This window comes from Mycolicibacterium sp. CBM1, assembly GCF_054073305.1.
Genome location: NZ_JBSXPP010000003.1, coordinates 1 through 13,317, shown reverse-complemented (window position 1 = coordinate 13,317; position 13,317 = coordinate 1). Strand labels below are relative to the sequence as shown.

The window sequence follows — 13,317 nt, the reverse complement described above, 5'->3', positions numbered from 1 at the left end:
GCACCACCCGTCCATACCTACGTAGAGCGATAGTAGCGCGCCGCGCTGGGGGCTTCGCTGGCCGCGATGGACCGCGCCCGCCGCTGACGCCACATTCGTGCGACGACGATCGCTATCAGGATCACGACGACCCCAAGCAGCACTCGGGCGTCACCGGCTGCCGCGGCGATCCGGCGCAGCCACATCTGTAGGCCGTACTCGTCGTCGACACTGAGCACCCCGCCGATGTTGGCCGTCCCGTCGGTGCTCACGAATAGCACGCCGATCGCGACAAACAATGCCCCCGAGACGACGGCGGTGGTGTGGGTGTTGATCGGACCCCATTGAACGGGCCTGCCGTGCAACCATTTTCGGTCGCCGAAGCGCAGGTGATCCCACAGTGCTGCCAGCACGAACATCGGCGCTGCCATCCCCAGTGCGTAGCTACCCATCAGGACCCCGCCGTAGAGCGGATGGCCACCCATGGCCGACATGGTCAGGACACCGCCCAGCAGCGGGCCGGCGCAGAATCCGGCCAGTCCGTACACCGCCCCCAGGGCGAGGACCGACACGGCCGACGAGATCCTGATTCTTCCCAGGGCCCGCTGAATCCCGGGAAGGCCGAAGCCCTTTCCCAGCGCGGTGGCCACCCCGATACCGATGAGCACGACCCCACCGATCAGCGTGGCCTGTTCGCGGTGGCGGGTGACCATGCCGCCGACGGCGGCGACACCGGCGCCGAGAGGCACCAGCACCAGGCACAGGCCGAGCCAGAAGGCGGCAGTTCGCTGAACCAACACGTGCGTCTGATCGAAGGCGTAGGCGAAGAACGATGGCAGCAACAGCGCTGAGCACGGGCTGAGCAGTGCGACCAGGCCGCCGAGGAACGCCCCTGCGAGCCCGATTCCACTCACCGCTTCGGCACCGCGTTGTCGATAGCGGCGACGAACTCGTCGACCGGTTGGGCTCCGACCATCGGGACGTCGTTGATCAGGAATGCCGGGGTGCTCGGTACACCGATGCTGTTGCCTTGATCCAGATCTGCGTTGATTGCGCTGTCGTAGGCGGTACCTCGCATACCGGCGGTGAATGCGGCGATGTCGGGAACGCCGGCTTGCTCGGCGAAGTGGATCAGCGTGTCGTCGGTCAGGTCGGCATGCCCCTTTTCGGGCGCGGCGGCGAACACCACCCGGTTGAACTCCCAGAACCTGCCCTGCTCGGCGGCCGCCCGGCCGGCGCGAGCCGCCGTCATGGACTGGGCACCGAAGATCGGAAAGTCACGCCACTCGATGCGCAGCGTCCCTTGGTCGACAAAACGCTTCACCAGCACCGGTTCGGTGTCGCGGCTGAACTTCGCACAGAACGGGCAACGGTAGTCGGCGAACATCACCATCACGACGGGTGCCGCCGGGTTGCCCAGCGCAAACGGATCGTTGGGCTGGCGGCGTTCGACGGCCAGAAGATCCGCGGCGGTGGTCGCCGACGGCGGGGGTACGCCTTGCGTTCCCGACGCGACCGGTGAAGACGGAGGCTCCGACGCCGCCGGACCGGGTTTGTCGCCAGAGTGCAGCACCAAGTAGACGATCAGCGCCACCGCGACAATGACCAGTCCCGCGAGGAACACCACGTCTTTGCCGATGTTGCGCCGTCGCGAACTGTCCACCACTTACCTCCGCACCCGAATATCTACGCACCTACGGCGTAGGTACGTAGAACCTTTCTAGCACGTCACCCGAGCGTCGGATACGGCGCGCGATCCCCTAGTGCGCGTTGTTGGCCGCGGCGGCCGAAGCCGCGATCTGCTGCAGCAACGGCGGCACGTCGTCGGCCGGCAGGATCACTTCGATGAGGACCATCCGGTCCTGATCGCGGCCGGCGGCCTCGAGCACTGCCGCCAATTCGCCGTAGGTCCGGACCTTTGCGGTCAGCGCGTCGGGCACACCCAGGGCGTGGGGAAGCTCCGTCCAGTGCCATCCGGGGATGTCGTTGTAGTACGCGTGCGGGCCGTGAATGGCCCGTTCCACGGTGTAACCGTCGTTGTTCACCACGATGATCACCGGGGCGATCCGTTCGCGCCCCATGACGCCGAGTTCCTGCACCGTCAACTGCGCCGCACCGTCACCGATCAGCAGGACAACCCGCCGGTCCGGATGCGCCAACGCGGCTCCGAGCGCGGCCGGCAACGTGTAGCCGATCGACGCCCACAGCGGCTGCCCGATGAACGTCACGCCGCCAGGCAGCCGGTGTGCGGCCATTCCGTAAAAGCAGGTGCCCTGGTCCGCCAGCACCACATTACCCGGCGTCAACGCCCCGGAAAGCGTGTCCCACAACAATTCCTGCGTCAGCGCTACATCAGGGGCCGGAACCGGCGACGGTGGTGCCGCCGCGGATGCCGGCAGCGGCGGCGAGATGATGTCCCGGTCACGCAGAATCTCCGCCAGCGCCGCCAGCGCGGCGCCGATGTCCAGCGGAGCGAAAACCTTACCGGCCACGGTGGACTGGACCGGGCCGACGTCGATGGTTCGGGCGGGGTCGATCTTCTGGGTGAAAAAGCCGCTGACCATGTCGGTGAACTGCACGCCGGCGGTCACCAGTACCGGTGCCTCCTCGACCGCCTGGCGCACTTCTTCGGCGCTGGCCGCGCCCGCGTAGATACCGAGGTAGTTGGGTGCGCTCTCATCGAGCAGGCTCTTGCCCCACATCAGCGTGGCGTAGGGCACGGTGTCGGCGGCCAGGAGTTCCTCCAGCTTGTCGACGACGTTGAGCCGGTGCACCAGCAGATCGGCGAGCACCGTGACCCGATGGTCGGCGATCAGCTGGCGGGCTGCCTCGACGAACATGTCCAGCGCCCGCGGACTGGTGCCGTTGGCGTACACCGGGAGCGGCGCGCTGGGCGGGTCGACGGCAAACCGGGCCACGTCGGTGGCCAGCAGGAGATAGCCCGGCCGCTTCTGCTCACGCACCTCACTGAGCACGCGGTCGATCTCACGAGTTGCCGTGGCGGGCACCAGATTGGCTTGTGCACAGGTTATTTCGCGGGCGACCCGCAAAAAGTGCTCGAAGTCGCCGTCACCCAGCGAGTGGTGCACGCTGCGGCGGGCGCCCTGGGCGTCCTTCGACGGGGCCCCGACGATGTGCACGACGGGCACATGTTCGGCGTAGCTGCCGGCGATCGCGTTGGCTGCCGAGAGCTCACCGACCCCGAACGTCGTCACCAAAGCGGAGATGCCGCGCAACCGGCCGTACCCGTCAGCGGCGTAGCCGGCGTTGAGTTCGTTCGCTCCACCGACCCAGCGGATGCTGTCGTGGGCCACCACATGGTCGAGGAACTCTAGATTGAAATCACCTGGAACACCGAACACTTCGGTGGCGCCGAGCTCGGCGAGCCGGTCCAGCAGATAGTCGCCCACGGTGTACTCGGACATGCTGTCGAAGGTACTACCCCGCCGCCGCAGGATCGACGATCAACCCGTGTTCAGCTGGACACACCACCGGGTGCGATCATGACCCGATGACGGATAGGAACGACACAACGGTCAACGGTGTGCCACGCAGCCGCATCGTCGTCGCCTCGATGGTGGGGACCACCATCGAGTTCTACGACTTCTACCTCTACGCCACCGCCGCGGTGACGGTGTTCCCCCATCTGTTCTTTCCCAAGGGGAATCCCACCACCGCCCTGCTGGCTTCGCTGGCGACATTCGGGCTGGCGTTCGTAGCACGGCCGGTGGGCTCAATCCTGTTCGGCCACTTCGGCGATCGGATCGGACGCAAGGCCACCCTGGTCGCTTCCCTGCTGACCATGGGTATCGCCACGTTCGTCATCGGCCTCCTGCCCACCTACCACCAGGTGGGCCTGATCGCCCCTGCCCTGCTGGCTCTGATGCGATTCAGCCAGGGGCTCGCCCTCGGCGGGGAGTGGAGCGGCGCGGCATTGCTGGCCGCCGAGACCGCCGTCCCCGGCAAGCGGGCCCGCGCCGGGATCTGGCCGCAGTTCGGCGCTCCGGCCGGGTTCCTGCTGGCCAACGGCATGTTCCTGGTGCTGCTGGTCTGGCTGGGACACGGCAACACCGCACCGGACCTGGACGGGCCGTTTTTGACCTGGGTGTGGCGGATTCCGTTCCTGCTCAGCGCGGTCATGGTGGCGATCGGGCTCTATGTCCGCCTCCAGCTCACCGAAACCCCGGTGTTCGCCAGGGCGCTCGAGCGCGGCGAGAAGGTCCGCGTGCCGTTGGCTGAGGTGTTTCGCACCAGTTGGCGGCAGCTGATCATCGGCACCTTCGTGATGCTGGCGACCTACACGCTGTTCTACACGGTCACCACGTGGGTGTTGAGCTACGGCATCGCCAAGCGTCCGCCGGCCGGAAGCGGCCTCGGGATCGGCTACGTCGACTTCCTGCGCCTGCAGTTGATCGCGGTGTTGTTCTTCGCAGCCGCCATCCCCATTGCCGGTGAGTTGGCCGACCGCTACGGCCGGCGCCGGACACTGCTGGTGATCACCGCGTTGATCATCGGCTACGGCGGGACCTTCCAGCTGATGCTGGATCCCGTCGAGGCCACAACGTCCTCGACGCTGCTGTTCCTCATCGTCGGGATGACGCTGATGGGTCTGACCTTCGCGCCGATGAGTGCGGTTCTGCCCGAGTTGTTCCCGACGAACGTGCGCTACACCGGATCCGGCATCGCCTACAACCTCGCCAGCATCCTGGGTGCGGCGGTCGCGCCGTTCATCGCCACTTGGCTGGCCACCAGTTATGGCGTGGCGTGGGTCGGGGTGTACGTCAGTTCGGCCGCGGTCCTGACCTTCGTTGCGCTGCTGATCATGCGGGAGACCAAGGAAGTCAGGCTGGACGAGCCCGTCCTGCTGTGAGGCTTGCGAGGCAGCGCTTCGGCCGACCAGCCTCGGCGGGCGGCTGGTCAGCTTCTGTAGCCGCTGGCTTGGTCTCCTCCCCCGGTCGAGCTGCCGTGTAGGCGACCCTGCTTGCGAGCGACGGATCGGTCGTGTCCTCCCAAAGCAGATTGGGCGCAGATTGGGCGCAGATTGGGCTAGGTATCAGTTCCCTCGCGCCACCGACGACGAGGGCTTGTCGGATCGCAGCGACGGCGCAATAGGTGATTGAGAAGTGTTTGCGGTGTCAGTATGCATTTCGCACTCTTGGGGGGACGAAATGCATACTCGGGAGCAGAAATGGTGCAGGACCGCAGTACCCCGCTGCCTACAAGGCTGGAGCAGGCACCGATGAAGACAATTCGGCCTACCGACGCGGCGCACTACTATGCCCACCCACGCGCGCAGGTGCCGCAGGACATGGTGGGGAGCGGCTGGATGCCGGGCTTAGAGACCGCCGCGGCGGGCATCGCCTCACCGATCTACGGGCCGGACAGCATCGTCGTCATGGGCGTCAGTGCCGCGCGGCTGCACGGAACGATTCCACGCACGCTGGCCACCGCGGCAGTCGCCACGCCCCGGCAGCACCGGCCCATCGTGTTGCCTGACCGCACTGCGGTCGTCCGATTCGTCAAACGCAACACCCAACAATTGGATGCCGAACGCTACGACACCGAACTCGGCCCGACGCTGGTGACCACACCCGAACAGACAATCTTGGACCTCGCCCACCACCCCAAACTAGGCGACGCCGAAATCGATATCCCGAGCGCCGTCGCAGTACTGCACGAGCGCAGCGACAAAGGCCACCTACAAGCCCTGGCGACCGAGCAGAAACGTACAGCATCACTGGAACGGGCGGAAACCTGGGCGCGGCAGTCAACCTACGACAACGCAATGATCGAATCATTCTGGGGCAGAATGCAAACCGAGCTACTCAACCGCGAGCGCTGGGAGACCTAGGCCTGGCCCGCCGGTTCAGCAGTCACATTTCGAAGGGCTGTGAGGCACGCGCGCACGGCAGGATTTTCAGCGGTAGGGCGCCAAGCGGCTGTGATGCTGCGGAAGAGTTCGGGCGAAGTTGATACGTACGCGACAGCATCTTGGTGTGGATCCTGGGCAATGGCAGGAACGAATGCGATGGCAAGTCCGGCGGCCACTAAGGCAAGCTGGCTCGTGTAATCGCCTACGTTATAACGTATTTCAGGTTCAATTGCCTGGCCACGAAGCGCCTGCAGCATCGATTTGAGAGACTCTGAGCCCTGCGGACAGGCGGCCCAGATCTCGTCGCCAAGGTCGCGCAGTGAAGCAACTGTTTGCGCAGCCAGGCGATGAGTGGGCGCGACGGCTAGGTCTACACGTTCGCGCGCGACGACATCGACAGCAAGTCGCGACGGCAGCGGTACTGGACGGTTGTCCCAGCTCTCAATGAGAACGATGTCGAGGTCTCCGCACGCCAGTTGCGGCACCATATCAGTCGCTTCGCCATCGACAATGCTTGGTACTAACTGAGGGTGCCGGCTACTGAGGTCTGCAATCAACTTCGGCAGGAGATGCCGAATGGAACTGCTCATCGCACCTATCCGCAGCGGACCAAGGACATCGCTATTGACGCGGAGCAGGTCAGCCTCGGCGTCGGCGACATGAGCCAAAATTCGGTCAGCGTGCAACACGAGCATGCGCCCCGTGGGCGTGAGTCGCACCGATCGCCCATTGGGCTGGAGCAGCTGTTGGCCAGTCTCTCGCTCAAGTTTTGTGAGCTGTTGCGACACCGCAGAAGGTGTCGTGTGCAAGAAATCGGCAGCCCGGGCGATAGTGCCGTGTTTGGCGACCGCGAGCAACGCGCGGAGACGGTCCACGTTCAACACATAAGCAACTCTACTGGATATTGCGTAGAAACATTCACTTTTGCTTATCGACAGCTCAATGCATAGTTCTGGGCATGGCGAATTTCGGTTACTCGAGTGCCCAGAGCGCAGAAGACCTGGCAGCACAGAATTTCGGCCTTGACGAACTTCCCGCCCGCGAGGAACGGTACGCCCGAGCGGACGAGTTCGTCGAGGTGGTCACGGAACTCTTTGCGTCCTGGGATCCAGATGCAGTCGTACTCGACCGGACCAACGGTGTGTACGCCGATCCGTCGAAGATACGGCCGATCCGTCATCGCGGCAAGCATTTTGCGGTGCGCGGACCTTTGAACACGGTGCCCTCACCACAGCACCGCCCGGCATTCATCCAAGCCGGTGCTTCGCCGCGCGGCCGAGCGTTCGCCGCCACACATGCCGACTCCGTCATCGCGATCGCTCACGGCAAGGAGGGAATGAAGGAGTTTCGCGATGATGTTCGTGCCAAGGCTGCGGCCGCTGGAAGGGACCCGGACTCGATAAAGGTACTGTTCTGCATCACGCCCACGGTCGCTGAGACTGTCCATGAGGCACAGATCAAGCGGGAGCGAGAAGTCACGTCCCCTCAGTTCATCACTGAAATTCTTGCCCAAGTGTCTGCGATTACCGAGATAGATTTCGCCGCATTCGATCTCGACCTACCGCTTCCTTATAGGTTAACGACCAACGGTGAGCAGGGCTCCCTTGATCAGCTTCAGCAATGGGGCAGCGGTAAAACACTGCGAGAGCTCGTTCTCGACAGTGCAGGGGGACTCGTGTCGTCGCTCGATCTTGTTGGGACGCCGGACTCCGTCGCTGAACAAATGGGCGAGGCAATGGAGTTCGCGGGTGGTGACGGGTTCATCATCACCACCCCACTGCTGAGGCTCAGCCGCCATTTCGTTGCCGACATCACCGAAGGTCTAGTGCCCGCTTTGCAACGACGCGGGCTGACACGCACCGAATACACGGTGGGAAACACGTTGCGCGACAACCTTACCGAGTTCTGAGTCCAATCGTGGCCTCTTTCGCCCCGGACGGCGGCGGCCAAGCCCGACCGACTGCACCTGGCAGGGAAGGACGCAGGCGGTGGGTCGTACTGGTAGTACTGTGTTTCAGCTTGTTCCTCGCCGGAATTGATCTCACCGTCCTGCACATCGCAACTCCTCGCCTCACCGTGGCCCTGAGGCCAAGTAACGTCTCCTTGCTGTGGATTCTCGACGCCTACTCTTTGACCGTCGCTGCACTGCTTGTCACATTCGGCACGCTTGGTGACAAGTTTGGGCGCAAGAAGGTTGTTTTGAGCGGCTTCATCGTGTTCGGAGCCGCGTCGCTCGCCTGCGCATTCTCAACCAGCGCGACCCAACTCGTTCCCGCGCGCGTGGCGTTAGGCGTCGGCACGGCGATGATCATGGCATCCACGGTCTCGATCATCAGAGTGGTTTTCACCGACGACAAGGAACGCATGTTCGCGATCGGTCTATGGACGGCGGCCCATAGTATCGGGGCATCGCTCGGACCTCTGATCGGTGGCTTCCTCGTGGAGCACTATTGGTGGGGATCAGTGTTCCTGGTCAACGTACCCATCGTGGTGGCAGTCGCCGTGGCTGGGTTCATCGTCATCCCGGAATCGAAGAACCCTGCGCCTCCTCGATGGGATGCGCTCAGCGCAGCGATGTCTGTCGTCGCCCTTGGTTCTATTGTGTATTCGATCAAAGTTACTGGGACCGAACTCGCATTCGTCTTGCCTGCGATCTTGATCGGCATCGCTGGCCTCGCTGTTGCAGGCCTATTTGTGCACCGCCAACTCAGACTTCGAGAGCCCCTGCTTGACCTCCATCTGTTCGCAGACAGACGCTTCTCCGTTGCGACCGCATGTGTTCTCGTGTGCTTTGGCAACTACACTGCGATGCTCTACTTCTTCGCCCAATGGTTTCAATATGTGGGCGGCTACACAAGTTTGGTCGCAGGTGCCGCGTTATCTCCCATGGCCTTAGCTAACGCCGTCGGGGCAGCGCTAGCTGCACGCACCGCTGAGACTATAGGGCTGCGCTGGTCTATCGCAGCGGGACTCAGCATCTTCGCGACTGGACTGATCCTGATAAGTGCTGCCGGGGACCTTTCCAACTACTGGTGGACGATCTGCCCCATGCTTGTCCTGATCGGCGGCGGAGCAGGAATAATCATGACACTTGGCGCTGACGCCATCATGTCAGCGGCGCAACCCGAACGCTCAGGGGAAGCCGCAGCCATCCAAGAGACCTCATTCGAGCTAGGGGCCGGCCTCGGAATCGCGCTTCTCGGCACTCTGCTTGCCAGCGCCTACCAGATACTGTTCACAACGCCGGCCGGCGCAGCCAGTGTCAGCCAAAGCGGCATGCCCCCATCGCTTTCCGACGCATTTCATACCCAGCTATCGCCTGCCATGGTCGATACAGCTCGAACCGCATACAACGGTGCTATTCACGTGGTCTGCTATTCGGCTGCCGCGAGCCTCCTCAGCGCCGCCGTCCTCAGCTGTCTACTACTGCGCTTCAGTGAGAGCCAATCCCCATCAGATGCCGTGGTTCAAGGTTGACCCGGCGAGTCCGAACGTGCAGCGATCTAGCCCCCGTATGCCCCGCAACGGGGACTCGGCAAATTTCAGCCCCTCGGCCAGCCGGGCGCAGACCCGTCTGAACATGTTTAGAGCGAATTGGGGCCGAGTTCGCCTCAATGAATCGCCCCGGCATGTCCGGAGACTCCATTTGTTGGGAAGGATGGGGTGAAGTCAGGTGGTTCGTCGAGAAGGTACCCCCCGGAGCTGCGTGAGCGGGCGGTGCGGATGGTCGTCGAGATCAGCGATCAGCATGAGTCGGAGTGGGCGGCGATGACCGAGGTCGCCCGGTTGTTGGGGGTCGGCACGGCCGAGACGGTCCGCAAGTGGGTGCGCCAGGCTCAGGTCGATTCCGGCGCCCGCCCCGGGACCACGACCGAGGAATCGGCCGAGTTGAAGAAGTTGCGTCGGGAAAACGCTGAATTGCGCAGAGCCAATGCCATTTTGAAGACGGCGTCGGCTTTCTTCGCGGCCGAACTGGACCGGCCACACCACTGATCTGCCGGTTCATCGCCGAGCATCGGGGTCATCGAGACGGTTCTGATGGTCTGCGGTGGGGTGTCCAGTCGATCTGCGCCGAGCTCGTCGGGCTCGGTCCAACTACGGGGTCTACGGCGCCCGCAAAGTGTCGCTGGCGCTGCACCGTGAGGGCATTGAGGTGGCCCGATGCACCGTCGAGCGGCTGATGGCTGAGCTCGGTCTGCGTGGGGCGGTGCGCGGGAAGGTCAGACGCACCACGATCGCCGACCCCGAGGCCACCCGGCCGGCAGATCTGGTGAGCCGCCAGTTCGGGCCGCGTGCTCCGGACCGATTGTGGGTGGCGGATCTGACGTATGTGTCGACTTGGTCGGGATTCGCCTACGTCGCGTTCGTCACCGACGCCTACGCTCGGCGGATCCTGGGCTGGCGGGTGGCGGCGACCATGGCCACCTCATCGCACGAGGAATCGCGCGATCTGCTGCTTGCTGCCGACGAACCATCGAACACCCTCCAAAATTCCAGGGTGTTGCTTCGACCGGTTGAACCTAGTCAGTACACGTCGATCCGGTTCGCCGAGCGGTTGGCCGAAGCCGATATCCAGCCGTCGGTCGGGGCGGTCGGCAGCTCGTATGACAATGCTCTAGCCGAAACGATCAACGGTCTGTACAAGACCGAGCTGATCAAACCACGTAAACCCTGGCGCACCATCGAGGACGTCGAGTTGGCGACCGCGAGATGGGTCGACTGGTTCAACCACCACCGGCTCTACGAGTACTGCGGCGACATCCCGCCAGCTGAGCTTGAGGCCGCCTACTACGCTCAACGACAGAGACCAGCCGCCGGCTGAGTTCTCAGATCAGAAAGTCTCCGGACTCACCGGGGCGATTCACTCAGCGCTGAACTACCGCACCCCGATCGAGCACGAACTATCCTTCACCAACGACACCCTCACCGCCGTCAGTTAGCCACCACAACTGGAACCCAACAGGTAGGGCAGGTCAAGATGTCACCTGATCGTGCAGCAGACCCCATTGACCGTCGCCAGCGACGAGACGAAGCCGCTGTTCACCGAACTAAAAGTGGCAGCCGCGGTGTACGGCCAGAGCGCCCCACATCCGAAAAAGCAAGACAGCCCCCGCACAGCGGAGACTGTCCTAACATCCTCGACAGACCTGCTCACCTTGTCCGATCTCTTTTCGGTCAAGGTTTCGAGTAAGCCTGTAATGGTAGGGCGGGCGGGGCTCGAACCCGCGACCAAGGGATTATGAGTCCCCGGCTCTAACCAACTGAGCTACCGCCCCTTGTGCGGCACCTATGGTCGCATGCCGCCCGGCCCCGCTGTCAGCAGGATCGGATCAGCTCAGCGCGTTGCCGCCACCCTCGATTATCCGCTCCACCTCTCCGGCGAACGCCACCAGCTGGGCGCGCTGGTCGTCGGTGTACTCACGCGGGCTGTCGTCAAGCACGCACACCGTCCCCACCACCGTGCCCGCGGCGTCGTGCACCGGCAGGCCGAGGTAGTTGTGCAGGCCGAACTCGACCTCGTCCTCGTTGCCCGCGACTCGTCGGTCAGCGCCTTCTTGCCCGCGGCGTCGACGGTGTAGTGCTGGGTCGCTTCACCGGCGGTGGCGGCGACGACCATCGAATCGGCCTCCGAACGCATCACCAAGACCGACTTCACCCCCAGCTGCGCCGCGATCCGCTCGAGTTCACCCGCTAGGAGCCTGCTGAATTAGGGCGTTTGGGGCGGGGTGCCTCAGAGCGCTCTGTGGCGCGTGTGTTCCCTCAGACCTGAGGGCCGACAATTCGAGGGTCACCCCGCCGTGTCGAGCGTGGCATCTGTGCTGTGTGACGGCAAGACCTGGTGGTCTGTGCTAGGCGATGGCCCAGGTGGTGCCGGTGTGGGTCAGGCCCATCGTGATGAGGCGTCGCAGGTTCAGCGCGGCACTGCGATGGTGGAGCCAGTAGCCGTTCTTCGCGATTCCGCGGTAGCGGAGTTTGCGGTTTCCTCGGGTGAGCCAGGCGATCGAGCGTTCCACCATGGGGCGGTGTTGGCGGTACTCGTCCTGCCACTCGGGTGTGCGGGCGACTGCTCGGGCTGCGCGTAGACGCTGTTCGTGTTCACCGATGGTGAGCTGGCGTCCACGCTTGGCAGTGGTGCATTGCGTTGTCAAAGGGCATGAACGACAGTGCCTCTCGAACTTCACCCCACCCCTGGGTGCGATACCGGCGGTGTGGCCGGCCGGGCAGGTCACGGTGCGGGCATCGAAGTCGATGCTGAAATCGTCGCTGGTGAATCCACCGGGCACCGGCGCGCGCAGCGGCGTCGGTTTGATCACGGCGATGTGCTTGCGTTCGGCCAGTGCGGCGCGGGCGTCGCCGGTGCCGTAGGCCGAATCCCCGAGCACCCGCACTGGAGCGGGTTCGTCGTCGAGCAGGGCCAACCCGACCACGGCTTCGTGGTTGTCGGGGCCGTTGGCCTTGGTCAGGGCGCAGTCGGTGATGATGCCGGTGTCGGGTTCGACCGCGATATGGGCTTTGAAGCCGTCCTGGCGGCGGTGCACCGTCTTGTGAGCGTGGCGGGTGTCAGGATCGACAGTGGAGATGATCCGGTCCGGGGCGACCTGCTGGGCGATGCGCCACTGCCCGTCGGTGCCATCAGAGCCCTCGACGGGTTCGACGTCCTGGCCAGTGATCAGCGCCAACAATGCCACCGCTTCGGCGGCGCGGGGCCCGAGATCCTGCTCGGGGAGGTGACCGAGCAGTCGGTGCGCGTCGCTGACCAGGGCATCAACGAGCTGGTCACGGGCTGACTTGTCGTTCCAGGCGATCGCGGGTTTGCCCGGGTCGTCGTAGTCATGCGCAGTGCACTGGGCCTCGATGACCTGCGCGGCGTCGGGTACGTCGCGGCGGACCCGGCGGATCGCGGCAATCAGCTGCGTGACGGTGTCCTGGGTGGCGACCGCGTCGTCCAGGACGGTGGAATCCAGCGCCCGCCGTGTCTTCTTGGCCAAAACTCCGGTCTCGGTGACGACGGCTTTGACCGCCTCGAAGATCCGGTTCGGGCGCTCTGAGGCCGCCAACCGGCGCCGCCAGTAGGTCAACGTGGTGGAGTGAAACGCCGTCGCGGTGATCGGCATCCCGCAGGCCGCCTTCCACCGCAGATCGAAGGTGACCGCCTCGACGGTCTCGTTATCCGACAGGCCGTGTAGCGCCTGCAAGGTGATCACCGAGGCCATCACCTCGGCTGGAACACTCGGTCGGCCCCGTCGTGACGGAAACAGATCGACGAACATCTCCTCGGGAAACAACTGCGAACGATGCGCCGCCAAGAAAGCAAACATGCTGTCGGACTTCAACAAATGCCCGGCAACCGACTCCGCATCCAACAACTCACGCTGATCATCCGAGCGACCTTGCACCCACCAATTGTCCCCAAAACCCCAGCACAACCGGCCCCGCCACGCGGGATTAATTCAGCAGGCTCCTAG

The 13,317-nt window shown here is 64.0% G+C and carries 10 protein-coding genes, 1 tRNA gene and 1 pseudogene; 5 read left to right on the top strand and 7 right to left on the bottom strand.

What is annotated here, in order from left to right; translation table 11 throughout:
• Positions 1-17: 17 nt before the first annotated feature.
• The 3 genes from ACXDF8_RS04575 to ACXDF8_RS04565 form a co-directional block, all read right to left on the bottom strand.
• A complete protein-coding gene (locus ACXDF8_RS04575; protein WP_457222073.1) occupies positions 18-893 on the bottom strand; it encodes a cytochrome c biogenesis CcdA family protein in 876 nt (291 codons plus the stop codon).
• Positions 890-1,642 carry a thioredoxin domain-containing protein gene (locus ACXDF8_RS04570; protein WP_457222072.1) on the bottom strand — a complete coding sequence of 251 codons (753 nt, stop codon included), beginning with the start codon at positions 1,640-1,642 and terminating at the stop codon, positions 890-892. The genes ACXDF8_RS04575 and ACXDF8_RS04570 overlap by 4 nt, the downstream gene beginning before the upstream one ends.
• A 97-nt stretch (positions 1,643-1,739) precedes the next feature.
• On the bottom strand, positions 1,740-3,404 hold the full coding sequence (locus ACXDF8_RS04565) for an alpha-keto acid decarboxylase family protein (RefSeq protein ID WP_457222071.1): 1,665 nt from the start codon (positions 3,402-3,404) through the stop codon (positions 1,740-1,742).
• Positions 3,405-3,490: 86 nt separating this feature from the next.
• On the opposite strand from ACXDF8_RS04565, the gene ACXDF8_RS04560 reads away from it, so the two are divergent.
• The gene (locus ACXDF8_RS04560; RefSeq protein ID WP_457222070.1) at positions 3,491-4,849 is read left to right on the top strand and encodes an MFS transporter; all 1,359 of its coding nucleotides are present in this window, start codon (positions 3,491-3,493) and stop codon (positions 4,847-4,849) included.
• A gap of 369 nt (positions 4,850-5,218) precedes the next feature.
• A complete protein-coding gene (locus tag ACXDF8_RS04555; protein ID WP_457222069.1) occupies positions 5,219-5,830 on the top strand; it encodes a type IV toxin-antitoxin system AbiEi family antitoxin in 612 nt (203 codons plus the stop codon).
• Here ACXDF8_RS04555 and ACXDF8_RS04550 read toward each other — a convergent pair.
• Positions 5,827-6,735, bottom strand: coding sequence for a LysR family transcriptional regulator (locus ACXDF8_RS04550; RefSeq protein WP_457222068.1), 909 nt, complete (start codon positions 6,733-6,735; stop codon positions 5,827-5,829). The two genes, ACXDF8_RS04555 and ACXDF8_RS04550, sit on opposite strands and share 4 nt — an antisense overlap.
• Positions 6,736-6,809: 74 nt before the next feature.
• Here ACXDF8_RS04550 and ACXDF8_RS04545 point away from each other — a divergent pair, with 74 nt between their 5' ends.
• The 3 genes and pseudogenes from ACXDF8_RS04545 to ACXDF8_RS04535 all read left to right on the top strand — a co-directional run bounded on the left by ACXDF8_RS04545 (position 6,810) and on the right by ACXDF8_RS04535 (position 10,673).
• Positions 6,810-7,760 carry an NtaA/DmoA family FMN-dependent monooxygenase gene (locus ACXDF8_RS04545; protein ID WP_457222067.1) on the top strand — a complete coding sequence of 317 codons (951 nt, stop codon included), beginning with the start codon at positions 6,810-6,812 and terminating at the stop codon, positions 7,758-7,760.
• A 110-nt stretch (positions 7,761-7,870) separates the two neighbouring features.
• Complete coding sequence (locus tag ACXDF8_RS04540; protein ID WP_457222066.1) at positions 7,871-9,328, top strand: MFS transporter; 1,458 nt, start codon at positions 7,871-7,873, stop codon at positions 9,326-9,328.
• A gap of 246 nt (positions 9,329-9,574) precedes the next feature.
• Positions 9,575-10,673, top strand: a pseudogene (locus ACXDF8_RS04535) (IS3 family transposase).
• Between the two features lie 377 nt (positions 10,674-11,050).
• Here ACXDF8_RS04535 and ACXDF8_RS04530 read toward each other — a convergent pair.
• The 3 genes from ACXDF8_RS04530 to ACXDF8_RS04520 all read right to left on the bottom strand — a co-directional run bounded on the left by ACXDF8_RS04530 (position 11,051) and on the right by ACXDF8_RS04520 (position 13,248).
• A tRNA-Ile gene (locus ACXDF8_RS04530) sits at positions 11,051-11,127 on the bottom strand.
• A 54-nt stretch (positions 11,128-11,181) separates the two neighbouring features.
• Entirely contained in the window at positions 11,182-11,331 is a 150-nt protein-coding gene (locus ACXDF8_RS04525; protein ID WP_457222065.1) for a hypothetical protein, read from the bottom strand.
• Between the two features lie 369 nt (positions 11,332-11,700).
• Positions 11,701-13,248: an IS1182 family transposase gene (locus ACXDF8_RS04520; RefSeq protein WP_457222064.1), complete on the bottom strand. Its 1,548-nt coding sequence runs from the start codon at positions 13,246-13,248 to the stop codon at positions 11,701-11,703.
• Positions 13,249-13,317 lie beyond the last annotated feature (69 nt).

Excerpts from the sequence above, each read along its gene's own strand:
- ACXDF8_RS04560 (WP_457222070.1), top strand. The coding sequence starts at position 3,491 with ATGACGGATAGGAACGACACAACGGTCAACGGTGTGCCACGCAGCCGC.
- ACXDF8_RS04555 (WP_457222069.1), top strand. The coding sequence starts at position 5,219 with ATGAAGACAATTCGGCCTACCGACGCGGCGCACTACTATGCCCACCCA.
- ACXDF8_RS04545 (WP_457222067.1), top strand. The coding sequence starts at position 6,810 with ATGGCGAATTTCGGTTACTCGAGTGCCCAGAGCGCAGAAGACCTGGCA.
- ACXDF8_RS04565 (WP_457222071.1), bottom strand. The coding sequence starts at position 3,404 with ATGTCCGAGTACACCGTGGGCGACTATCTGCTGGACCGGCTCGCCGAG.